The 22254-nt window shown below is 61.5% G+C and carries 22 protein-coding genes; 14 read left to right on the forward strand and 8 right to left on the reverse strand.

The window, feature by feature from the left end; genetic code table 11:
- Positions 1-28 precede the first annotated feature (28 nt).
- From FZP69_RS10030 to FZP69_RS10040, 3 genes are all read left to right on the forward strand, one after another.
- Positions 29-916 carry a type II CAAX endopeptidase family protein gene (locus tag FZP69_RS10030; RefSeq protein ID WP_152041166.1) on the forward strand — a complete coding sequence of 296 codons (888 nt, stop codon included), beginning with the start codon at positions 29-31 and terminating at the stop codon, positions 914-916.
- An 88-nt stretch (positions 917-1004) separates the two neighbouring features.
- Positions 1005-2402, forward strand: coding sequence for an alpha/beta hydrolase (locus tag FZP69_RS10035; protein ID WP_152041167.1), 1398 nt, complete (start codon positions 1005-1007; stop codon positions 2400-2402).
- 262 nt (positions 2403-2664) lie between these two features.
- Positions 2665-3789: a serine hydrolase domain-containing protein gene (locus FZP69_RS10040; protein ID WP_152041168.1), complete on the forward strand. Its 1125-nt coding sequence runs from the start codon at positions 2665-2667 to the stop codon at positions 3787-3789.
- Between the two features lie 93 nt (positions 3790-3882).
- On the opposite strand, the gene FZP69_RS10045 is transcribed toward FZP69_RS10040, so the two are convergent.
- From FZP69_RS10045 to FZP69_RS10055, 3 genes are all read right to left on the reverse strand, one after another.
- Complete coding sequence (locus FZP69_RS10045) at positions 3883-4275, reverse strand: hypothetical protein (RefSeq protein WP_152041169.1); 393 nt, start codon at positions 4273-4275, stop codon at positions 3883-3885.
- Positions 4276-4632: 357 nt separating this feature from the next.
- On the reverse strand, positions 4633-5523 hold the full coding sequence (locus FZP69_RS10050) for a DUF7847 domain-containing protein (RefSeq protein WP_152041170.1): 891 nt from the start codon (positions 5521-5523) through the stop codon (positions 4633-4635).
- A gap of 232 nt (positions 5524-5755) precedes the next feature.
- Entirely contained in the window at positions 5756-6148 is a 393-nt protein-coding gene (locus FZP69_RS10055; RefSeq protein WP_152041171.1) for a hypothetical protein, read from the reverse strand.
- A 144-nt stretch (positions 6149-6292) separates the two neighbouring features.
- Here FZP69_RS10055 and FZP69_RS10060 point away from each other — a divergent pair, with 144 nt between their 5' ends.
- Positions 6293-6997 (forward strand): hypothetical protein, encoded by a 705-nt coding sequence (locus FZP69_RS10060; protein ID WP_152041172.1) that lies wholly within the window; start codon positions 6293-6295, stop codon positions 6995-6997.
- A gap of 84 nt (positions 6998-7081) precedes the next feature.
- Here FZP69_RS10060 and FZP69_RS10065 read toward each other — a convergent pair whose 3' ends face one another.
- Both FZP69_RS10065 and FZP69_RS10070 read right to left on the reverse strand, forming a co-directional pair.
- The gene (locus tag FZP69_RS10065) at positions 7082-7492 is read right to left on the reverse strand and encodes an SHOCT domain-containing protein (RefSeq protein WP_152041173.1); all 411 of its coding nucleotides are present in this window, start codon (positions 7490-7492) and stop codon (positions 7082-7084) included.
- 158 nt (positions 7493-7650) lie between these two features.
- A complete protein-coding gene (locus FZP69_RS10070; protein ID WP_152041174.1) occupies positions 7651-7905 on the reverse strand; it encodes a hypothetical protein in 255 nt (84 codons plus the stop codon).
- Positions 7906-8276: 371 nt separating this feature from the next.
- On the opposite strand from FZP69_RS10070, the gene FZP69_RS10075 reads away from it, so the two are divergent.
- The 5 genes from FZP69_RS10075 (at position 8277) to FZP69_RS10095 (ending at position 14946) form a co-directional block, all read left to right on the forward strand.
- Entirely contained in the window at positions 8277-8933 is a 657-nt protein-coding gene (locus FZP69_RS10075) for a hypothetical protein (RefSeq protein WP_204959950.1), read from the forward strand.
- Positions 8934-9147: 214 nt separating this feature from the next.
- Positions 9148-10359 carry a PQQ-binding-like beta-propeller repeat protein gene (locus FZP69_RS10080; protein ID WP_152041175.1) on the forward strand — a complete coding sequence of 404 codons (1212 nt, stop codon included), beginning with the start codon at positions 9148-9150 and terminating at the stop codon, positions 10357-10359.
- Positions 10356-11144 carry a hypothetical protein gene (locus FZP69_RS10085; RefSeq protein ID WP_152041176.1) on the forward strand — a complete coding sequence of 263 codons (789 nt, stop codon included), beginning with the start codon at positions 10356-10358 and terminating at the stop codon, positions 11142-11144. The genes FZP69_RS10080 and FZP69_RS10085 overlap by 4 nt, the downstream gene beginning before the upstream one ends.
- A 255-nt stretch (positions 11145-11399) precedes the next feature.
- On the forward strand, positions 11400-12956 hold the full coding sequence (locus tag FZP69_RS10090) for a DUF7405 family protein (RefSeq protein WP_192918525.1): 1557 nt from the start codon (positions 11400-11402) through the stop codon (positions 12954-12956).
- Between the two features lie 649 nt (positions 12957-13605).
- Positions 13606-14946: an outer membrane protein assembly factor BamB family protein gene (locus FZP69_RS10095; RefSeq protein WP_275689352.1), complete on the forward strand. Its 1341-nt coding sequence runs from the start codon at positions 13606-13608 to the stop codon at positions 14944-14946.
- Positions 14947-15100: 154 nt separating this feature from the next.
- Here FZP69_RS10095 and FZP69_RS10100 read toward each other — a convergent pair whose 3' ends face one another.
- A complete protein-coding gene (locus tag FZP69_RS10100; RefSeq protein WP_152041179.1) occupies positions 15101-15619 on the reverse strand; it encodes a hypothetical protein in 519 nt (172 codons plus the stop codon).
- 218 nt (positions 15620-15837) lie between these two features.
- Here FZP69_RS10100 and FZP69_RS10105 point away from each other — a divergent pair, with 218 nt between their 5' ends.
- Positions 15838-16497 (forward strand): AIM24 family protein, encoded by a 660-nt coding sequence (locus FZP69_RS10105; RefSeq protein ID WP_152041180.1) that lies wholly within the window; start codon positions 15838-15840, stop codon positions 16495-16497.
- 175 nt (positions 16498-16672) lie between these two features.
- Here FZP69_RS10105 and FZP69_RS10110 read toward each other — a convergent pair whose 3' ends face one another.
- Complete coding sequence (locus tag FZP69_RS10110; RefSeq protein ID WP_152041181.1) at positions 16673-18064, reverse strand: outer membrane protein assembly factor BamB family protein; 1392 nt, start codon at positions 18062-18064, stop codon at positions 16673-16675.
- A gap of 43 nt (positions 18065-18107) precedes the next feature.
- On the opposite strand from FZP69_RS10110, the gene FZP69_RS23405 reads away from it, so the two are divergent.
- Complete coding sequence (locus tag FZP69_RS23405) at positions 18108-18287, forward strand: plastocyanin/azurin family copper-binding protein (protein ID WP_394350158.1); 180 nt, start codon at positions 18108-18110, stop codon at positions 18285-18287.
- A 1056-nt stretch (positions 18288-19343) separates the two neighbouring features.
- Here the strand turns inward: FZP69_RS23405 and FZP69_RS10120 are convergent.
- The gene (locus FZP69_RS10120; RefSeq protein WP_152041183.1) at positions 19344-20210 is read right to left on the reverse strand and encodes a hypothetical protein; all 867 of its coding nucleotides are present in this window, start codon (positions 20208-20210) and stop codon (positions 19344-19346) included.
- A gap of 165 nt (positions 20211-20375) precedes the next feature.
- Between FZP69_RS10120 and FZP69_RS10125 the strand changes: the two genes are divergently transcribed.
- From FZP69_RS10125 to FZP69_RS10135, 3 genes are all read left to right on the forward strand, one after another.
- A complete protein-coding gene (locus tag FZP69_RS10125) occupies positions 20376-20720 on the forward strand; it encodes an ArsR/SmtB family transcription factor (protein WP_152041184.1) in 345 nt (114 codons plus the stop codon).
- Positions 20717-21025 carry a DUF7521 family protein gene (locus tag FZP69_RS10130; RefSeq protein ID WP_152041185.1) on the forward strand — a complete coding sequence of 103 codons (309 nt, stop codon included), beginning with the start codon at positions 20717-20719 and terminating at the stop codon, positions 21023-21025. Before FZP69_RS10125 ends, FZP69_RS10130 begins: the two co-directional genes overlap by 4 nt.
- A gap of 247 nt (positions 21026-21272) precedes the next feature.
- Positions 21273-22172, forward strand: a complete 900-nt coding sequence (locus tag FZP69_RS10135; protein ID WP_152041186.1) for a halocyanin domain-containing protein — start codon at positions 21273-21275, stop codon at positions 22170-22172.
- The last annotated feature ends 82 nt before the right edge of the window (positions 22173-22254 follow it).

Consider the following 22254-nt stretch of genomic DNA (forward strand, 5'->3'; position numbering starts at 1 on the left):
CAGATGAACGTTCGCGCGTGAACACACCGTGTCCTCGCTTCGCCTCTTCGTCCGTCGGCATCGTTTCTCGACGTTCGTCGCTCTCACGTTCATTCTGACGTGGGTCCCGTGGCTGACGGTCGCGTGGATGCTGCGTACCGGACGGCCACCAGTCGTGACCATCCTCGTCCTGGTCGGTGGGTTCGGGCCCTTCCTCGCCGCGGTGCTCGTCGCCGCGGCCGGCGGTGACCTCCGATCGTGGCTCCGGAACCTCGTCGACGTTAGCGCGCCGCGGGGTGTCTGGGCGGCCGCCGTGCTGATTCCCGTCGTCCTCTACGTACTCGCATTCGGCGTGTTCCTGCTCGCCGGTGGAGGGTTCGATCGCACGAGTTTACTGCCGGCCGCCGCGGTTCCGGCCGTCGTCTTCGCGACGTTCATCAGAGGGGGGCTTGAGGAACCCGGTTGGCGCGGGATGGCGCTCCCCGTCCTCCAGCGACGAATCGGTGCGTTCCAGGCGAGCCTCGTCGTCGGGGTGATCTGGGCACTCTGGCACGTCCCGCTGTTCCTGATGCCCGGGAGTTCACAGGCGGGAACGCCGTTCTGGCTGTACGCGCCAGCCGTCGTCGGTATCAGCGTCATCGCGACCTGGCTCTACAACGCGGCCGGCGGCCGAGTGCTAGTTCCGGTCGTATTCCACACGCTCTCGAACGCCGTGTCCGTCACGACTGCCACCGGGATCGTCGGTGACGGCGTCGTCTCGCAGGTCGGCTTGCTGGTCGTCGTCTGGGCCGTCGTGACGGTGCTCGTCTGGCGGTACGGGACTGAGAGGCTCGCCTCGAAACCGCTGCCCGATGGCGGACTCGACTTCGCCACGTTCGATGACTCGCGGAGTTCAGGGACGCATCGCGGTGACGTCTTCGGAGACGACCGGGCCTGACCGAGCGACCCTACCGGCGTGGTCGCCCACTCCCGAGTAGAGAGAATCAGAACCAGTGTTCATACGATCGGTGACCGAAATCCAGTCCATGACCGAACAACTCTCCACTCCGCTAACACACCGGCTCATCGCGTCGCCCCTCGGCCTCCTGTTCCAGTCGCGACTCTTCGAGCGCGTGAAGGTCGCGACTGTCGACCGGGAGTTCGGCGTGTTGCGGGCCCGGGCCGCCGCCGACGTTGCGGGCACGGACGTAGACGCGTTCCTCGACGAACTCGACGTGGCTTCGTCGATCGACCAGTCGCTCCGGACGAAGATCGCCCGGGCACTAAAGGAGCACCGGTCGGCGAAATCCCGGTACGAGTCCCTGGCCACCGAGTGGGACGAGGTCTTCTGGGGCGACGAGGAGCGCTCGCTCGACGAACGGACGCGACTCGAGAAGGAGCGGCGCGAGGCAGGGGCGGCCTGGCTCTCGCCACAGCGGACGTTCAAGTTCCTCTCGAAGACGGACCTGGTCGACATCGTGGCCTTCGACGCTCCCGACCCGGAGACGACGATAGAGGAGTGGGGGGCGCTGAGTGCGGCCGACGTGTACGGTCCCCCGGACACGGTGCCCGAGGTGGAACAGTCGGAGATCATGCGAGGTCCCGAGACCCGCGAGTATCTCGCCCGGTTCCCCTCGCCGTCGGCGTACGTCGACGACACGGCGTACGCACGGGTGTACGAGCCGTTCGACGCGCCGGCCGAGGAACCACTCCCGACGCTCATTTACGGAACGGGACTGGCGATGGCCTGTGACTCCATCGAGTACTGGACCGAAGAGGAGTACGTCGGCCGGGAACTCGCGCCGGAGGGGTACCGCGTTGTCCTGCCAGTCCCGCTGTGGCACGGGCGGCGCGAGGTCGCCGGGTCCTACACGGGCGAACCGTACCTCGCCCGGATGCCCGTGAGTGCCATCGAACTGTACGCGACGCAGGCAGTCGAGACGGCCGTGCTCGTCGACTGGGCCCGATCACGGGGCGCACCTGTGGTCGGTGTCGGCGGGCTCAGTCTCGGCGGGATCGTCACGATGTTCGTCGCGGCCCACGCGGGGACGTGGCCCGAGCGAATGCGGCCCGACGTGGCCATCCCCGTCGCCGCCTCCGCGGACATCGGTGAGCTGCTGTTCGAGAGCTCACTGACCGAGATCCTGGGCGTGACCGGGGCACTCCGGGATGCGGGGTGGACGCCCGAGCTGATGAGGGAACTCGATTCGCTGCTCGCTGCTCCCGAGACGCCCGGCCTTGACCCCGACCGGATCTTCCCGGTCGGCGGGCTCGTCGACGAGATGACGCAGTATCAGACGATGCGGGCGACACTCGACCGGTGGGGCGTCCCCGAAGAGAATCGTCTAGAGTGGGACTGTGGACACTTCGGCGTCACGCTCCGGGCGATGCGGACCGAGGAGTTTCAGGAGTTCGTCCGGACAGCACTGGCATCTCCTGCGTGACCAGGGGTGTGTTCTGCTGGTGGGGGGATACGTGACGCGACAGTGGTTCGGACGCACATCTCTCGATCCCTCGGCACCCACGAGAACGAGGACCTGCGAGACAGATCTTGGATGAGGAGACCCCAATAAAATCCCCGTTGAACGATGGTGCTGACGTGCAAGATACAGAGCGTAGATTCGGCACCGCGTCAGCGACAGTGGGAGGATGTATCCGAGACAACCATCGGGAAAGTGATATCGGGAAACGGGTTCACACGTTCGTATGGAGCCAGGAGCGGCAAAATCGAAGGTCCAAACGAGGTTTCAGCGAACTGTCGCCGACACTGCTGACTTCCACGGGGCTTCCCTGTTGATCCACTCCGAAAGCCGAGACGTCCACTGGAACCTGGCCGCCGGACGAGCGGGTCGGGATTCCGTCGAGCCGGCGCAGCCGTTCTTTGCCGCGAGTATCGGGAAAACGTTCACTGCGACGATCATCGCAATGCTGGTCGAGGACGGCGAGTTTCGATTCGACGATCCGATCTCACCGTACCTGTCCGGCGAGGTGCTGAACGGTCTCCACGTCTGTCGCGGCACGGACCACACAGACGACATCCAGATCCACCACTTGTTGACCCATACGTCCGGGTTGCCACATTTGCTCAGTGACGAGTTCGGACTGTTCTCGCGACGAAAAGAGAAATCACCGGAGGGAAAGACGTTCTTTGACATTGTAGTCGACGACCCCGATCGGTTCTGGAACCCCGAGGAAACGGTCGGGTGGGTGAAAGAAAACCTCCATCCCCACTTCCCTCCGGGGAACGGGATCTTCTATTCGGATGTCGGCTACAACCTCCTCGGCTTGATAATCGAACACGTTACAGAACAGCCATTTCACCGAGCATTGCACGAGTACCTCTTCGAGCCCCTGGGCATGGATCGGTCGTATCTCTCCCAGTATTCTGAACCGGCGGTCCGATCCAACCTCGCAGTACAACCGATTTACATCGGGGATCAGAAGTTCGACGTCGAACGATATCGGTCGTTCAGCGGATTCTATGCGGGCGGCCAGACGGTGAACACGACCGAGGACCTGCTCACGTTTCACCGTGCGCTGGTAGACGGCCGGATCGTGACGGAGACAACGCTTGACGAGATGACCCAGTGGCGGAGCCTGACGATTGGGCTCGATTATGGGTACGGCGTCGCACGAATCCGGCCGATATATCTGCGTTCGAAGTACGACTCGTGGGGTGGGCTCGGCGCGACGAACGCCGTTATGTTGTACAACCCCGGCAACGACATCTATCTAATTACTACCTTCAATCAGACTGCATCCAGGCAGAGGGCGATGCGGTTCGTATTCAGGGCGCTCCGAACGGTTTCCAAGATCGAGCCGGCGGTCTAGGCCGGACAACCGAGTCCTGAAGCTCACGCTCAGCGATCTCGAGTGAGGAGTCTCCACTGAAACACTCGCCGTATGACAGCCCTGGATGCGACGCTACGGGAGGACGATCACGCCGAACCGTCGGTTGGGAACGACGATGAGTCCACGATCGAGTACAAACAGGTCGATGTACCGTGTGTCCACGATAAACAGCCCGATGAGGGTGCCTCCGACGATACCGGTGAGCAGCGGGATGCCGACTGCTTCACCAACGAGGAACCGAACAACTCCTGCACCGGCGAACGCAGAGACAGCCGAGAGAACGAACAGTCGACGAGATGATTCTGTCATCTCGACCCGGAGATGAACCGTCTCTTGCGCTCCGAGATACCGTGCTCGTCGCTTTCGTCCGGTTTCGATGACGATGAGTCCGAAGATACCGAAGCCGACCGCTGGAAGCATGAGCGACTCAGGGAGGAGCGATGTCCCGAGTGTATCACCAGTCATGTCCCCCAGGAGGGGAAAGAGTGCGACCCCACCGAGTGGGAGATACAGCCGCGCATCAACTGCACGATCGACTCGTTCTGGACTCTGTTCGATGAGGGCCTAGGTGAGTCCCATAATGAACACTGCTCCCCCCCGCGCTGTTCGGACCGAGTCCCAACACCGACATGAGAACGAACATGCATCCACCAGGGAGGAGAAACAGAGATACTGAACGAGTCTGCAGATGGAGGGCGAAATCGCATACATCGTATCGCTTACGGGGTGATGAAAAAACTCCTCGGATGAGCGGGAGTGCTCTTATCGCAGGGGAGTTGGACAGACAACACGGTCAACGCTTGCTCGTGGCACCTCTCGCTACTAAGTGGCCCACTCGGTCACTCCGGTTCCCTCTTGAGTCGTGTGATCATCGACTGGTCGGATCCGCCGGTAGAACGCGGTCGAGAAGGTGGCGAACAGGCCGGCGAAGAGGCCGGTGAGAATCACGAGGAGGACTACCAGCACGGCGGTACCAGCGAGGCCCACGGACGGGAGGTTGAACGGGAGAGGACTCGCAGCTGGTCCAACAGCCCCTCCACCCACGCTCGGCCGCTGCGAGAACTGCGGTGACGTGAGAAGGGAGAACACCCCACCGAACAAGCCGAACAAGGCACCGCCGAGGACCGCCAGCACGGTATAGCCGAAGACGGCCACCAGGTTGTGTCGGACACACCACGCGCTCCGTTTGATACTGTCGACCGCCTTGAGATCGTCTACGACGACCGCGTGGCCGAAGAACTGGATGACGAAGGCGATGAGGAGGTATCCGAGGAGCGCGATCCCGCCGATGATGGCGACGATTGCGAGTGGGATGAGGCTCGACTGGCCGGCATCTCCGAGGAAAAGGATCCCACCGGAGATTGCGGCGAACGTGATGACGAACCCTAGGACGAGGTTTATCGCGAACAGGCCGAGATAGACCACCAGAATCGACACGTAGTGCGTCTTTCCTTCGCGAACGAACGTCTCGACGGAGGTTCGACCGTCGATGGCCTCGTTCGCCATCCCGATGATTCCACCGAAGAAGAACGGCACGACGAAGATCATGAGTCCACTGAATCCCAGTGAGACGACGCTCCCGAGGAGGGGGTGAACCGACTGTGCGAGCAATCCAGGAAGTTGAAACAGGCTGAACGCCGCAGCGATGACGAACAACAATGGGTTGCGTCTTGCCGCACCGATAGCTGTCTGGAGGGCTTGGAGGACTGCCATGTCGATAGGCGCTCGGACGTAACGTAAAACGGTGTTGATTCGCTACTAGACGGGACACTTCGGGTGCTACAGCGGAGCGCGATTTTCATCAAAGATGAGCGTGATGCAGGGGCTCACTCCGCGATGGGTCCTTACATAGATACAATCGTAATTTGACACTGTACTGAGATATGCCCCCTCACGAGTGATTCACTTGTACACGTGTGATCCTCTCATCTAATGTGAAAATCACTCAGGAGTCACCGAGTAGCTCAGAGTGACGAAGTAGATCGAGAGATCGACGAGCGAGTGACCCAGCACCGCACGCGAGTGTTCCGAGGAATACGGCTGCACTGGCGAACACGGCGAGACCGACCGGGTCGAAAAAGAACGCCAGTTCTTCGGAGAGGCTTCTTCGCGAGAGTCCAAAGAACGCCCAGTCAGCGTGGAAACCGAGATACGTGGGGAAGAACGGAATCCACGCGAAAATCAAGCCACTACTCCGGTAACCGACACCCGCCGCGACGACGAGGCCCACCACCGTCGCGTCTCCTGGAATGATGAGGATTCCTCCTGAGACCGTGAACAGGTCGACTGCGTACGCGATACACGTCGCAACGGCCAGTACGACTGCAGACAGGAGCATGAGGTTTCGTCTGAAGCGCGTGTACCCGGGTCCGAGAAGCAGTGTGCGAAGTGACCGGGCCATATCGTCGCGTGACATACAGGGAGTGACCGATGTTTGGTCACCCCAATCCAAAACACCCTCCATCGTGAATCTCTCCCCGAGATGCTCTCCCTACTCGAGCGACTCCTCGGTGACGAGACGGCCGACGAACAGGTCGACCTGGAGTCGAGACAGCGCGACGCAGACGAAGCCCTACACGACGCAGTTGAACAGGCTCGCTTCGATATCGAAGACTGTGGGGTGACGGGCGTTGCAGTCGTCAACCAAGGACCGGATGGGGAGCCTGTCGTCGTGCCGAGTGCTCGGTTCTCTCTCGGTGAAGACGTCGAAGATCCTGACATGGACCTCGTTTGGGACCTCGTCGCTGAAGCGGCCGATACACTCAAAACTCCCTTCGAAGATGTATTCGTTCGCCACTACGACATCCAGTTCACCTTCGACGATCGAACATCGCAACACGATTTTCGAGCCAGCCAGAACTCTCTGATTTCTGGTGACGGTGACGAACTCTTCGAGGCTAAGGAGTGCCGCCGTGTCTTGCTCACTGACGAGTTGGTAGAGCGATACGTGGCCGACGCCGACTTCGGCGTACTGGAGCTCCGCGAGGCGGTCGAGACCGCCGACGACGTCGACGACGAGATCGCCCCGGTCGCTTGGGGAGAGTGCGAGGACTACAGCCGGACGAGTAACGCGGCGATGGTCTTCGCCGGGACCTCTGCGGCTGCAGCCGCGAGCGCGAGTGCTGCGAGTTGTGTGGATGCCGGTGTAGCCGCGGGAGCAGGTGCTGCTGGAGGCGGTGCGTGTTGATTCGTCTCTGGTCCGACCGATAGCCCGACGTTGACCACGAGTCAGGAACAGTACGTACTCCGGAGAGAACCCTCCCGCTTCAGCTCACTCCGACTCGCGAAACTGCTCAAGTCGACGAGATGCTGGGACGTTCGTCGATTCCGCTCGCCGGTCCGCATCTAACAACCTGTCGAGTCGCTCCTCGAACTCTCCGTCGGAGAGTTCCCCGTTCGCGTACCGCTGTTTCAACCTGTCGAGCGGCTCTTGGTGCTCGGTATCGTCTGTTTTCTGGTCACCGTCTTCTGTGGACGGGGCCAGCAGGCGAAGGCGAATCCAGCGAACAGCTACCCACAGGGAGAACACGAGAAGGATCGCAACCGTGACAGCACCGGCTATCCTCCCCGACATCCGACCGACGTACCACAGCGCGGCGACGATCACCAGCGTGTCGACGCCGAGGGCGAGGAAGGCGCCCAACATGAGTCCGGTGATAACGCGTGGTTGGGTCCGTGTCACACCGGCATGTCGTAACCAGACCCACTTGGCCGTTCTGTTCGTTCACCAGAACAACTAATCGATGCGCAGCCACCGCGCTCGCCCCATCGCGTGCCGACCAGGCGCGTGTCCGGCTCCTTCCGAGACCACTGCTGTCGGCTCTGCGGCCATCGGTGCTGTCAGGTATACGCTGACCGATTTCCCACCCAGAACCCGAACAATATCGAGAGCACTCCGGCTCCCACTGCGATCCAGAAGCCAGGATCGACGAACATCGCGAGTGAGAACTTGTCGGGAGTGAACAAGAACACCCAGAGCGATAATCCGACCACTAAGAGGGCCAGGGCGAGGACACCGAGTTCGATATACGAGTTCACCACGGTCATCGTGTACATTCCGGAGGGGAATAGCAGTATTGGGTACGACCGGTACACTGAGGCCGATTCTCCTTCGCATCCACGTGTCCGGGTACATCCGCAATGGATTCAAATCAGTGCACACGTCGCCGGAAGGGCCAGCGAGAAAATCACCGACACTCATTGACGTTCCAGTAGCCGGCGATCGATGGCTTCGAGGCTACTCTTTTCAAACGTGAACGCTAGTTACTGGTATGGCGACGCAGGCCCAGCCGTCGGGTAGTCGAACGAGTGGCGACCGCCCGGATATCTCCTACTCGATCGTTGCCGGTCTCTACGGTGGCGTCCTTCTGGTACCGTTGGTGGCCCTCGTCCTCGCTCGTGTTGTCACGGAGGCTGCCGTGCTCTACGTCTGCTCGCTGGTCGTCGTCGCGTGTCTCATCGTCAGTGTGGGCTGGGCCGTCTCTCGGATTCGTGGTCTCGCGGTTGAGCTCGGCCGACGTGACGCCGCATGGCTTCTCGGCGTTTTACCGTTCGGCTGGGCCGGTGGGCTGTTCGGTGCGACCAGCCTCGGTCTTTCCCTGCCGGCTATCGCGGTTCCACTAGCGATCCTCGGCACTGGTGGGGGAGCGTTGTTCGGGATCGTGCTGGTCTCGATGAGTCGAACGAGGCATGCGGATGCGGCCCTTGAGAGGGCGACACCGTCCGCCGAGTGGGAGGCGCGATACCCGCGACGGTGGCGACACGTCGCCCTCGTCGTCGCTTTCGGGCTGCTCGCCGTGGGTGTCGTCCAGTTCGTCGCCCGCTCCCTCCTCGGACTGGACACCGGCTGGGGCTTCTATTACCTGTTCTACTTCTGGGTCCCGCTCGTCGTTCCTGCGAACCCACGGACGTTCCGAGTGACGACTGCGGGACTCGTCGTCGAACGTCCGCTCCAACGGGGGTTCCGGCCATGGTCGGCGTTCACGGGGTACGAACTCACCGACGATGCGCTCGTGATCCGGTCGGCCGCGTGGTGGCGTCCAGCGCATCGATGCGACACAGCGGACATCGAAGACAGAGATTCGGTTGTTGCGGCGCTCAACGAGTGTCTTCCGAGACGGTGACGCTCCGATTCGATCGTTGTTGGCGACGAGAACGGACACGGCCTCGGTCGCTCTCCTGATCCGAGACCTACGTCGGATATTGACGTACCGCTCACTGGCGAGAAGAATAGTTCGACGTCGTTCGGCGAACGCGATCTCACATCGTAACCCGTATCCCGGAACGGTGATCGCCTATCGTTACATCCAACACTCGGTACGATAAATACGCGTTCAAATGCCCTCCTCCAGACGGCGGTGTCTCAAATCACTCGTCGCGCTCGCGACTGTAGCCTGTGGAACGGGTGTTACAGGTGCTGTCGCTCCGAATTCACACTCCAGCCTCGATTGGCCAATGGCGCGGTACGATCCGGCTGGAACCGGCCATCACCCGACTGCGTCCGGTCCGACCGACGGCGTCACGATTCGGTGGGCACACGACGCACCGGACTGGTTTCTCGGAACGACGCCACTCGTTCGGCACGGCGAACTCCTGTACGCAGTCGGCAACGGACTCCTCGCACTCGATAGCGAGTCCGGAAGCCGTCGGTTCGGACATACCGGGCCCGGTCGATCCTCGCCAGCGCTCGCTCCGGCACCGGCTTACAACACAGACACGCTCGTGGTAACCGCACCGTCCGGGGTCTTCGGACTGAACGCCGGTGGTGGATTCACTGTTCCACTCGTGAACCATGTCATCGGAGCCGAACGATGGGCTGGGCCGCAGTCAGCTGGTGGTGGGTTCTTTGGCCCGGCAGACGCAGAACCCCCCGTCACCGCCGATGGAGTGATCTTCACGGCACTCCCCGGAACGAACTCCGTCGCCGCACTCGACCCGAACGACGGACAGGTTTTGTGGCGACGAACCCACCACGAAGACGACGCAGTGAGTGCAGCAATCAACCGACCCGCTGTGAAGGATGGTCTCGTCTTCGTGACGAACTGGCCCAAGCAGGCGGCCGCCTACCGCGCCGGGAGTGGTGAACGACAGTGGTTGGTCGAACTCGACGACCAGTTGCTCCATCCACCGGTCGCAACTGACGAGGGGGTAGTCGTCCCGTCTCGGGAGTTCGTCTACCTCCTTGACCCAGCGGACGGCTCCGAGAGGTGGCGATATTCGACGGATGGGAACGCGACCGAAAGCACACCAGCCGTGGCAGACGGGACCGTCTTCGTCGCCGACGAACGGGAGTCGTTACACGCAATCGACCTCGGGACGGGTCAGCAGCGTTGGACAATCCCGTTCGATGGCCCGACGGCTCCTGTCGTCGCCGATGGAACCGTGTACGCAGTCGAGTCCGGGTATTCGTTGGTTGCTATCGACGCCGAGTCCGGCGAGACGCTGTTCGAGTATCGCCCGTCACAGGTCCCGCTCTCGACGCCGATCGTGGGTGACGGTGTTCTCTATGCAGCCAACCGAGAGCGAGTTCTCGCGCTGGAGGGAACATGACGTCCGAGTGGCCAGACGAGTCGTCGTCGAGTCTCGAATCACGCTCAGCCAACCGGTCGATGAGCTTTGTCCGGGTTCTGAAACGAGCGACGACGCGTCTTCGGCTCGATCCCCGCCTCGGTCTCCCGTTCGTAATCGCGGGGCTGGTTGTCGCACTAGCGGATGCGATTCGCGCGTGGGACCCCATCCCTGCGACGACGCCAGCGTGGACCGAAGAATCGCTCAGTGTACAGTATTCGTTCTTTCCCAGCGGTCCGGCTCGGACCATCAGAGAACTCGGTGCGTTCGTCGACCTCCGAACGCCGTACCTTCTTGGCGCGCTCACACTCGAATGTGCGGTCTTCGTTGGCGTCGGTCTCGCCGGCTGGATCACGATCACCCGTGCGTTGGACGACGAGCGACGTCTCGGAGCACTCAGTCGGTATCTCGGCGTCTTCGGATTGATCGGTTCGCTTCCCGTTCTCATCAGCCCGAGATCAGTCACGCTCGACAGCCTCCCGCTTGCGCTGTTGGGAGTCGTCGTCGTGTCGCTCGTCTCCGTACGGTTCTTCTTCCTTCCCGGCTTCATCGCCAGGGGAGACCGCGTCACAGCCGCACTCACACACAGCGTCCGAGCCTCGAAGGGGGCGTTTTGGCCGCTGCTCTCGCTCGTCATCGTCTTCGGGCTCGGCTACTGGGTACTCGCGATGGTCCCGCTTGCCGGAGGTTTTCTCAGCACTGCTCTCATCGCTCCCCTTCACTCGATTTCGCTTGCCGTACTCCTCGAACGACCGGGTGACCCGTGAGCAGAAGTGGGTGTTCCGATCGAACGGCCGTGTTGAAACCCTTCAGCGGTGATAGGTATCAGCAGCCCTGCTGAATACAGAGCGCGTATCTCCCACCGGTATCACTGGATGCCCAGCCGTCGTAACACTCAATAGCCCTTAATTTATGATTACATAACAACCATTGTTCTGAATGGATGATCGGCGTTCACATGTGGAGTGGCGAGGGGCCACTGTTAGACAAGTGAGATGACGCCGTTCAACGGAGAGTAAAGAATGACATCGAATTCAAATCAGGATGTCGATCGGTCGGACAGAAACCAAGAAATCGCCTCGGACCAGACTGGCGAGCGTAGCACCCCCGCATGTCCGTTCCACGACCCTGCCGGAGGGAACGGCCCCTCGGAAGAACGAGAACGAGACGACAGCGGTACCGACCAACCGGGGCTGGTGGATCGGGCGGTCGATCGTCGATCGTTCATGCGAACTGCCCTGGCGATCGGGGGGACCAGCGCACTAGCGGCTGTCCGTAGCCCGGCCACGGAGGATGGGGCTGGATCCAATCGGATCGACCTCGATGTTCCCCAGGGACCAACCAACCCTAAGGCGTTTCCCGAACGTCAGCACGCTTGGAACCAGGACATCAAGAAGGATCCATTTGGGAACGTCGTGCTCCCGAACCACCAGCTCATCCTGTTCCTGAACTACGTCGACAAGGGGACACCGACCGGACGTGAACGGAACGAGGTCGAGTCGGCGTTCCGGACACTCGAACTGGCATTTCAGCGGCTCGCCGCTGGCGACTCGGATGCTGACAACCAGGGGCTCGTGTTCATGGTGGGATACTCCCGATCGTACTTCGACCGATTCGATCCCGACCTCCCGAACTCTGTCGACTTTCTCCGGCCCGAAGACGTCCTTCGAAGGACGGACGATGATCCCGACAAGGCGGACAACTATGATGCCGTAATCCTGCTCTCCTCGGACACCGTTCCGGTGTTGCTGGGCTCGGAGGAGGCGTTATTCGGCGGCCTCGAACACCTCAACGGCGTCAAGGTGCGGGGAACACTGGAAGGCATCTTCGAAAAAGCGGAGCGGCGGACGGCTTTCGTTGGAAAGGGACTCCCTCGGGAGAACCTTGTAGACGAGCCCGATGCCCCTCTCACGGACGAGACCCCCGAAGAGATCACTAACGAGAGCGTCACCGAAAATCTGCGTGGAGATGCCCCTCTCTCGATGGGGTACAAGTCGGGCTTCAAGGACAACGTGGCGACTGAGGATGCGGCGACGATCACGACGGGTCCGTTCAAGGAGGGTACGACCTTCCAAGTGTCGAAGCTCCAGCTCGACCTGGGAAAGTGGTACGAGAACAAAAGAGAAAGCCGAGACGAACTCATGTTCAGCCACGAACACTCCCGTGCTGATATCGGCGATATCGGGGAAAACCTCGAAGACGATAGCGGCATTACCGAGGACATCGTCGACGATCTCAAGAAGACGGCGGAAGAACGAGGCCGAGTCGGTCACGCCGCGAAGACGGCCCTGGCCAGGAACGAGGACTTCGAACCCCTGATCCTTCGCCGTTCGGAAGGCGTCAACAACTCGTTCGTTAAGCCCGAAGAGGGGAAGGTCGGGTTCAACTTTTCCGCGGTGATGGAGGAGATCCAAGACTTCGTAAAGACGCGACAGGCGATGAACACCTCACACCTCGACGATTACATCGACGAGGGCGGCCACGGAATCCTCCCGTACATGGAGGTCACCAACCGCGCGACGTTCCTCCTCCCACCCCGGAAGCGTCGCTCGCTGCCACGCCCACTCCCCAACGAGTAACCCATCTCATGGAGATATTTCCCATCGGATGCGTTCGCATATGGGTGAGAAATCACTTCATCCCCTGCTGTATACACCCTCTGTATCGGTCACACAGAAACCGGCAGACCGTGAGTAGGTGGAAGTGGAGTGGTTTCTTGTAATTCGTGTTAATTTGAATCGATATGGGCTCAGATCACTCCGATTTACCAAATTCTCCAACGAAGGTGGGAGTCGTTATCGGCGTTCTGCTCGGTGTTTTGAGGCGATTTGTTCATCCGATCGAATTCCCAACAGCTACGTTTCTAATCGCAGGAATCGTCCTTGTACAGTTCGGAGAGAAATCTTGGACCGATATCGGTCGGGTGTTCGTTTTCCTCAGTATCTCGAACGCTGTCGTTTGGCTGATACTCAGACTCGTCTTCGGAGGGCCGTGGTTCTGACATAGAACCGCGAACGGTGTGACGGACACAGCCTCTGTATCTCGGATTCGTCTACTGCTAGGTTCTCGGTCGCTCAGTGAGGTCTTAGCGAACGCAGGGCACGAGTCGGTTATAGAGTGCCCTGATGCGGATTGCCGAGAGAGTCGCTACGTACAGCCGCGTGGGATACCAGTTCGGACTGGAGGATCACCCGCAGTTTCAAATGTGCACTACTTGTAGATATGTTGATGAGACGTCGCCAGTTTCTCACAGCGTCACTGTCGGGAGCAGTCGCGACGGTTGCTGGGTGTTCCGTACCGACTGACGACAGGTCTCGGGGGTCAGAACCGGGAACGATCGAGTGTGCAGACGATGTCTCATCAACGACTGACGAGCGCACGACAGGAGACGAGACGTGGCCGACACCCCAGTACGATGCACGGCGGCGCGGCCACGTTCCCGGACGGGTAGGCCCACAAGGGTGTCCCACTGTCCAGTGGACCTGGCGTCACGACGAAGACATCACCGGCCCGGGGATGCACACGTCAGCGTTGATCGTCAACGACACCGTCTACATCGGCGACGAGTCACCACCTCGTCGTCAAGGCGACGACGACGACACTACGATGATCGCCATCGACGCCGCCACGGGAACAGAGCGGTGGCGCGTAGCGGGTGCTGGCAAGCCAGTCCGGACACCGACCGTGACCAACGATATGATGTACGTTCCGATGGACAACGGGATCCAAGCGATTGATCTCGTCGCGCAGGCACCGGACTGGCACACAACGTTCGTCGAGGGTCAAGAGTACGACGGCGATAGTGAGTGGGCGGAGGTCCCCGCGGTCGTCGGCGGAACCGTCTACGCGGGTACCCACCTGGGAACCCTGTACGCGATCGATGCCGCGACCGGCACGGTCGAGTGGGAGTTCACGGCCGAAGGGCTCCCGGAAGAACAACTCATGGACGAGGAGCCGGTGCCGGAGGTCAGACGAATCGGACAGTTCGACGGGCCCGTGGCGGTCGCGGACGGCATCGTCTACGCGGCGAACTGGGACAGCCGGCTGTACGCCGTCGATGCCGCGACCGGTGAGAAAGTGTGGTCGACGTTCCGGTACTCGCCCATTGACTGGACGAGCCGTCCGTCGCCGCCGGCAGTGTACGATGGAACAGTCTACACCTCGACGCGGCAGAGTGGTGCAGTCATCGCGCTTGACGCCCAGACTGGCGAGCAGGAGTGGGTGTTCGACGAACTCGGCTACTCGGAGGGCGTCTCACCGGCAGTCACCGACACGTCTGTGTATGCGAGTGCAGGAACGTCCTCGGAGCAGATGTTCCTCGTCGCGCTCGACAGGGCGACCGGGCGGCAACGCTGGCAGACATGGATCGGATTGCCGAGCCGTGGACCGATCGTCGACGAGCAGAACGTCTATATCGAGCAGCTGGGGACGCTACTGGCCTGTGGGCGTCGCAGCGGAACCGAGCAGTGGTGGTTCCGGATGCACGCCGATAGCTGGGCCTCGCCGTCGCTGGCCAACGGCTCCATCTACACGACCGACGACCGGGGGCACGTCTACGGTATCTGGTAGACAAACAGACCTACAGAACGACTGTTTCACCGCTGAGACAACGGGATACACGGCATCTGCTTGCTGCATTCACTCTCGAGATTCACCACACCAGCTCTCTCAATTCCTGAAGATTTCGACGAAGCCGATCGAATACGATGGACTCTATCCACGATCAGGCGAGCAGCCAGTCCACGCTCGACGCACAGACTGACGAGCCGCTCGAACCACGTTCCGTGAGCGTGAGGGTGTGCTCCTGTCCGCGTTGGGTACAGGTCTCGATCTCCGTCTGTACGTGTGTTTCGTTGTCACCGAGGTCTTCAACCACGTAGACAGTGACGTTCCCCGGCGTCCACCCGGTGACCGTCATCGATGCGTCCTCACCGGGCTCGACAGTGACCTGTCGAGTCGGAATTCCATCGTCGACCAGGGTCACGTTCCGGTATCCGTCCGCCCAGACCATCTGTGAAAGCGTCACGAGCCGCCGGTCACCATCCGCTGTCGTGACCGCGAAATTCAGCAGCATCGCCGTCTGCAGGCTGTCAGTCGTGTATGCCGTCACGCGATACGTCGTGGTGTCCTCGTTCGTCACGGTCATCGTCGGAGGGGAGGTGATTACGTCGCCGGCAACGACTGAGCCACCACTCAGGAGGACGAGGAGTGCGAGCAGAGCCGCAATTCGTCGGGAGACCATCCACCACATCCCAATCGCTGCGTCGATAAATATCATGCACCCTCGCTAACCTGGGGATGTCCATGCGGGTCGGTAGAGACCCCCACCCTGACAATCGAGTATGGAACCGTCAGACCCCCCCTGGGATTAATTCGCTCTGCGGGGGACGGTTTCGCATCAACGCTGGTTTGAGCCTTCCCAGCCGATTTACTCGTGCCACCAGACGGTCTGCTGTAGCAATGAAACTAGACGAGTTCACTGAATCCAACGCCCCGAAAACAGGAGGCGACGGATTTCAGAAGGAGAACAAGCGGCTCCTGGATATTGCGCTCGACGGAACGGTGATGGTCAAGGCCGGATCGATGATCGGGTACACCGGTGAGATGACCTTCACCGGGAAGTCCTCGGCGGAAGGTGGTATCACGGGGTTCGTCAAGGACGCGATCACGGACGAGGGCACGCCCGTCATGGAGGCCGACGGGAGCGGGCATCTCTACGTCGCCGACCAGGGAAAGAAGGTCCAGATCCTCGACCTCAACAGTGAGGAATCGATCTCGGTCAACGGCAACGACGTCCTCGCGTTCGAGTCAACGGTCGACTACGAGATCGGTACCATCGGCGGGCTCTCGGAGGCCGCTGCCGGAGGACTGACGAACGTCTACCTCACCGGGCCGGGAGCGGTTGCGATTACGACCCACGGTGACCCGCTCGTCGTAACTCCACCGGTCAACACGGACCCCGACGCGACCGTCGCGTGGAGCACGGACCTCTCGCCGTCGGTGGCGACGAACAAGGCGATCGAAATCGGTCAAACATCGGGGGAGACGATCCAGATGGAGTTCACCGGCTCGGAGGGCTTCGTCGTCATCCAGCCGTACGAAGAGGGCTCACAGCTGTGATCCGACGGGGTCGAACGCTGGGGCCCTAACCGGACTCGAGGGCACACTGGTGTGTCGCGTCTCGTCTCCGCCGGAGTGCAACGGTTTCTACCCACCCTCGTCCGGAGGTGGCCATCATAAGCGTTGATCCCGAGAAGTACTATCGGTTGCGTGCTCGGGGAGAGGGTTCTGTCGGTCACCAGAGCGCGTGCAGACGGTCGGCGACGTGTTCGGTACCACTGTCGGTGTCTCGGTATTCGAGCGTCCTGACGATCGCCCGTCCACCGGCGAATACGGGCGCGCGATTGACCTGATAATCGAACGTGTGTGACGCGACGGTCTCACCCGTCGCGAGGTCGACGGCCACGACCGTGTCGACGAATTCGCCCTCGGTCCGACGGCCGAAGACCCGGTCCCCGGCGACGACTGGGGGACCGAGGAAGTCCCCAGTCAGCCATCGCCGGTCACCCGAGTCGCGCTCGAACGCATGGGTATCCCCACTGTCGACGACGACGACGTCCTCACGTGCTGCGATGCCCGAGATCGAGCCGCTCTCGAAGCGTCGCGTCCAGCGACGCGTTCCCGACGACGCCGTCAACGCGTGAAGAGCAGTCGTCCCGGGATCGGTCGCCCGAGCACGCGAGGCCGTCATCGGGACGTACACGGTCTCACTGACGGCAGCGATATCGTTGACGAACAGCACGTCGGGGACGGTGGCTTCCCACCGTCGTTCGCCGTCGGGCGTGAACGCGACGACCCGATCCGCGAAGTATGCGTCCTCCCTGTCGGTATCGAACCGTGCGACCGGCGTGAATACGGTCTCCTCGCCGACCGCTGGTCGACCGACTGGGGTCCAGTCGGAGAGCCAGCGTCCGCCCGGCCACGTGGTCGGGTGGAGACGCGCACAGACCCGTCCATCAGCGGCGTCGAGCGCGACGACCGAGTCGTGGAGGACTGAGACGTAGACCACGTCGCCCGAGGCAGCGACAGCCGTAACTCGCTCCGCTTCGTACGTCCACGTGACTGACTCACCCTCGACCGCGTAGAGTCGCTGACGACCGCTGGCTCCAGCGGGTTCACCGACCAGGTATACCCTGCCGTCGATGGCGGCACTGATCCGGGCGTCATACCCCTCAGCTACGGTCCACTCGAACTGTCGCTCGCCCGTCTCGGCGTCGAATCCCAAGAGACGAATATCCGATGGAGGATCACTGGAGGTGGTAACCGTGTACACAGTCCCGTTGGCGACCAGGGGGCGACTCAGCCTCGCGTCGACGCGGAACGTCCACCGTTCAGTAAGCGAGTTCGGAGCGGCAGGTGCCGCGTTCGAATTACCCTGGTCATGGTGTCTGTGTGACCAGTCGGCCGAGTCATCGACACCGGCTGGTCTCGGACAGTCACGACTCGCTGCACTGCACCCGGCGAGGCCTCCAATAGTGGCCGCACACCGACCGAGAAAGCCACGCGTGGTAGTGGAGGGGCGTGATTCCGGGGACATGCGTCCGCGTACGAGTTGCCGCTGAAAAACCTCTTTGGACGCAACGCAGGTTGGCTGACTGTTCGAAATCCACCGACACGCATCGAACATATGAATTAGATTCGTTCGTACCGTCTACCGTTCCCAGTCGTACCTGCACTCTCCCGGGTGTTGGGCTCGGCACCGAACACTCGAACAGACGAGGCACGAATCGGACGGTATCCACTTCGAGTACACGATCGAGACGACCGGTGTCTACCGGTACGGCTGCGAGCAACACGAGAGCCTCGGGCAGCGAGGCACAATTGTTGTGCAAGCAACTCCGAACGACTGACCTGGTCTGTCCGCGTGTCTCATTGACCTCGCCCAATCACGTGTTCCGATCGAATCGAACGTCAGGGGACACGTTTGAGTGGTTCGGCGCTGTACTATCGGTCCCGATGCCCTCCAGTCAGTCCACTGTTCGACTCGCGTATCCGCCCGGTGGAACATGAGACGCCGAGACGTTATCACGGCACTGGCAGGGAGTACGTGCCTGCTTGGTGGGTGTGTGACCGACTCCTCCTCCCCCGTTGGGGAGTCGACCGCGAACCCGACGGTCCCGCCGAACGTAACGACCGTCACCGGGACGAAACCGCTCCCAACACCGGCGAGTCCGTCGACTCCCGAGGCTGCTCGGTCCTTCGTCGAGACCTACGAGCAACGCTCCGTGTACAATGAACTCGTCGACGGGATCGCCTCCGCGTACCCGGCCATCGAGATCAGTGTCGAGCCGGCACGGACCGCCGTCGTACACACGACTGACCGGGGATACTACCTGCTGTCGTCGTACAGCGGGTCGGGACGGTATCACGATCCGGACGGATCGCCAGGCAGTGCGACGAAATACGCATCGAGCATCGCTCACTTCGTCGGTTCAGAGATCCACCGACGGATCCCGTTCGGGGCGTATCGCTGTCGGGACCCCGTTATCACGGCGTCCAGCGGAGAGCGCCCGACTCACCCCGTCGCTCGATTCCAACTGTACGACTTCGAGACGCCGCCCGACTACGACCTGACGGAGCAGGACGGGCATTCGGTACATATTACCGTCACCGATGGCGACGATGAGACCGTTCTGTCCCGGGAGTACCAGACCGTGGTGCCGCTTACGATCCAGCCGAACGTCACTCGAAAGTCCGGTCGGTATACGCTCACGGTGTCACTCTCACACGGCGGAAGCGTTCGGTACAACTGGTCGCTGTCGACTTCGGTCGCCCCCGAGTGGTGGGCGGTCGGAGTGGTAATCACGAACGCGGGAGAGGTGGTCGTTCGGACGCTGTACCCGAACGATGATGTCGGCCTGCCTCGGGAGACGCTGTGTAGGCGGGCCGATCATTAACGATACAGCTTACACCGACTGAACGCGCTCGAGGAGCGCGAGTCGCCTTCCTCCGAGTTCGACGCCTGCAGCGACCAGGATAACCCCTAAGAAGACGAACCAGGCACCGAAGTAGAACGCGTGTGGGTCGTCGACACTGGCGACGAACTCCGCTCTGACGTCCAGCAGCACGAACACCGTGAGGAGAGTTGCCGGGGAGACGAGCCGATGACGGACGAGGAGGTACAGCGGGACGGCAGCGAGCAACCACATCCCGAGGGTACTGAACAGGTACAGCAAGAGTTCGAAGCCGCCAGTCGCGGTCACACCGAGTCGAACGGCGAACCACATCATCACGCCGGCGTGGAGGAGGCCACCAGCAGTCGCGATGATTGTCGCTTGCTGTCGTGACGCGGGAATACTCACCCACTGCAGTGGTGTTGGCACCGACGGAAGCCAGTCCCAGCCCAGTCGACTCACGTACTCGACGAGGCCGAGGAAGACGAACCCGACCGTCCACACAGACGCGTTGATCATGTACCGGACGATGTAGAGGCCGTTCTCGACGACCATGATGCCGGTTGGTTCGGAGAGCCGCTCTAGTTCTGCGACATCCCGGAACGTCGGTCCGGGTGGGGAGAGCTCCATCCCGAGGACGTAGCCGGTCGTCACGAGGAGCGCACATACTGGCGCGACCAGGGTATACCTGAGCGCGAGCCACACTGGGAGCGCTGCGACAACGACGAGACCACCGTATCGCCACCCCATCCCCACGAGCGAGTACTCGCCAGGGCCGACTGCATAGCCGAGTCGGGCTGCGGCGAGGAGGAGGACGCCTGCGTGGATGACCCCGAGAAGCAGGCTTACCGTGAGTCTAACCTCTCGGGCTGAAAGCATCGTCACGGTAAGGCCGATTCTCCCGGATATGTAATGGGACTGTCGAAACCTCCTATCAAGCACGGACTGCTCGTGGTATACCCGAGTGCTCCGAAGGGTCTGGGTTCTTTCAGACTCGGAAACCTCACGTCTCTTTTTATGAAGCTGACGGGAAAACGGAGAGTCGTGAACGAGGATCCGCCTCCCGCGAAGCTATTCGCGCTTCTCGACGACGAGTACGCTCGTCGAATCCTCACACACCTCGATCAAGAACCCATGTCAGCAACCGAACTCAGCGAGCGATGTGACGCTTCGCCGCCGACCGTTTATCGGCGTATCGACCGATTACAGCGGTGTGGCCTCCTCACAGAAGAGACGAGAATCGACGACGGGGGCAACCACTACGCCGTTTACGAGTCACGCTTCGAAGGCCTCGCGGTGGTCATGGAAGACGGGGAGTTCGTCGTCGACCTCTCACGGCGTGCAGACCCCGCAGACCGCCTCACGAACCTGTGGGAGGGGATGCGATGACGCTCGTTCCGGAAGGGTTCGAACTCTGGCGAGCGTGGCTAGCGGTGAATTTTGTCTTCCTGGTCAGCCTCAGTCTCGTCATCGTCTATCAAGCAATCCGTGGCTATCGGCGCAACGGGAGCCGTCCGATGCTCTTTCTCGCACTGGGTATCGTCCTGCTCACGATCGTGCCGACGGTCGTGACACTCGTCGGTGCCCGGTTGTACAGCGCTCGAACGGTCGGATTAGTCGTCTCGCCGCTTTCGAACAGTATCAAGGTACTCGGACTGGGGAGTATCGTCTACTCACTCTATGGGCGACGGTGACTGGTGTACTCAGAACACCACCAGTTGGGTGCAGACACTCGGGCCACTGGCGCGTCGGCGTCGGGTGTCTGGAGAGGGATACACTGGTGCGGGACCACAGACACGGGGGTTTCGGGAGCGACGTCGAAACGTTCGCGAGTCCGAACAGAGCCAGTGCACGCTGAATCGGTGGTGAGTCTAAAACTGCTCTTTGTCCCTCCACAACGCATACCCGAAGAGGCGACTGAGCGAAAAAGGGTGAAATCCGATGGAGACACCGCCTGACTGGTCCCGACGGACGTTGCTCTCTACCACCGCACTCGCGAGTCTCGGGTCGTTGACCGGCTGTCTCGGCTCTGCAGCCGACGTCACCGGACTTGCGCGCGCCGCCAGTAGTGACGTGGCCGAGCCGTCGTCTACGAGTGACCAGTGTCTGACCGACTTCCTTGACGGCGCGAACGGGTACGACGGACACACGAAACGGTATGGTCCCGAGGCCGAGCCGACGATCACTGTCGGCTCGAGTCCGGAAGGAAGCGACGCTCACGACATGTTCGACCCGGTTGTCGTCCGCGTCGTACCCGACACGACCGTTACCTGGCTCTGGACCGGGTATGGTGGCCCACACAACGTCGTCTCAGTCGACGGATCGTTCGATAGCGGTTCCTCGGTCACGACCAGTGGGACGCACTTCGAACACACGTTCTCCGAACCCGGCACATACCGGTACGTCTCGGAGTCGAACCGCGGAGACGGGATGCGCGGGGTCGTCGAGGTCGCCGAGCCACCGTCGGGGGAGTACCCAGCTGTCGACGAGTGGCTGGCGAGCGTCGAAGGATACGATGGGACGGTTCCGGACCGACGCGAACAGCCCCGTGTCACGGTCACAGTCGGGTCGGCCGCCGGCCCGGATGCGTTCGACTTCGCGCCGCCGGCAGTGAAAATCTCCCCAGGGACGACCGTCACGTGGGTGTGGAGCGGTGACGGCGGCCCGCATAATGTCGCGTTCGAGGATCGAGAGATCCGCCTCGACTCGTTCGAACCGGAACCAGGTGTCCACTTCGAGCACACGTTCGAGACGACCGGCGTCTACCGGTACGCCTGTGAACCTCACGAGAGTCTCGGACAGCGGGGTGCGATCATCGTCGAAGGGCCATCGAGCGATTAATCGGCGTACAGCGCCCATCATGGCGTCGGAGTAGCCTGGTATCTGTTCAAAGAACGATACTCCAGAATCCTCTGACTTGCTC

This window comes from Salinigranum salinum (genome assembly GCF_009176545.1).
Taxonomy (GTDB): Archaea; Halobacteriota; Halobacteria; order Halobacteriales; family Haloferacaceae; genus Salinigranum; species Salinigranum salinum.

What these genes read in the sequence shown, in the direction of transcription:
- FZP69_RS10100 (WP_152041179.1), bottom strand. Translation starts at nt 15,619, where the DNA reads ATGGTCTCCCGACGAATTGCGGCTCTGCTCGCACTCCTCGTCCTCCTG.
- FZP69_RS10135 (WP_152041186.1), top strand. Translation starts at nt 21,273, where the DNA reads ATGGAGACACCGCCTGACTGGTCCCGACGGACGTTGCTCTCTACCACC.
- FZP69_RS10060 (WP_152041172.1), top strand. Translation starts at nt 6,293, where the DNA reads ATGCTCTCCCTACTCGAGCGACTCCTCGGTGACGAGACGGCCGACGAA.
- FZP69_RS10050 (WP_152041170.1), bottom strand. Translation starts at nt 5,523, where the DNA reads ATGGCAGTCCTCCAAGCCCTCCAGACAGCTATCGGTGCGGCAAGACGC.
- FZP69_RS10095 (WP_275689352.1), top strand. Translation starts at nt 13,606, where the DNA reads ATGAGACGTCGCCAGTTTCTCACAGCGTCACTGTCGGGAGCAGTCGCG.
- FZP69_RS10130 (WP_152041185.1), top strand. Translation starts at nt 20,717, where the DNA reads ATGACGCTCGTTCCGGAAGGGTTCGAACTCTGGCGAGCGTGGCTAGCG.
- FZP69_RS10055 (WP_152041171.1), bottom strand. Translation starts at nt 6,148, where the DNA reads ATGCTCCTGTCTGCAGTCGTACTGGCCGTTGCGACGTGTATCGCGTAC.
- FZP69_RS10040 (WP_152041168.1), top strand. Translation starts at nt 2,665, where the DNA reads ATGGAGCCAGGAGCGGCAAAATCGAAGGTCCAAACGAGGTTTCAGCGA.
- FZP69_RS10080 (WP_152041175.1), top strand. Translation starts at nt 9,148, where the DNA reads ATGCCCTCCTCCAGACGGCGGTGTCTCAAATCACTCGTCGCGCTCGCG.
- FZP69_RS10045 (WP_152041169.1), bottom strand. Translation starts at nt 4,275, where the DNA reads ATGACTGGTGATACACTCGGGACATCGCTCCTCCCTGAGTCGCTCATG.
- FZP69_RS10090 (WP_192918525.1), top strand. Translation starts at nt 11,400, where the DNA reads ATGACATCGAATTCAAATCAGGATGTCGATCGGTCGGACAGAAACCAA.
- FZP69_RS10035 (WP_152041167.1), top strand. Translation starts at nt 1,005, where the DNA reads ATGACCGAACAACTCTCCACTCCGCTAACACACCGGCTCATCGCGTCG.
- FZP69_RS10120 (WP_152041183.1), bottom strand. Translation starts at nt 20,210, where the DNA reads ATGCTTTCAGCCCGAGAGGTTAGACTCACGGTAAGCCTGCTTCTCGGG.
- FZP69_RS10085 (WP_152041176.1), top strand. Translation starts at nt 10,356, where the DNA reads ATGACGTCCGAGTGGCCAGACGAGTCGTCGTCGAGTCTCGAATCACGC.
- FZP69_RS10110 (WP_152041181.1), bottom strand. Translation starts at nt 18,064, where the DNA reads ATGTTCGATGCGTGTCGGTGGATTTCGAACAGTCAGCCAACCTGCGTT.
- FZP69_RS10105 (WP_152041180.1), top strand. Translation starts at nt 15,838, where the DNA reads ATGAAACTAGACGAGTTCACTGAATCCAACGCCCCGAAAACAGGAGGC.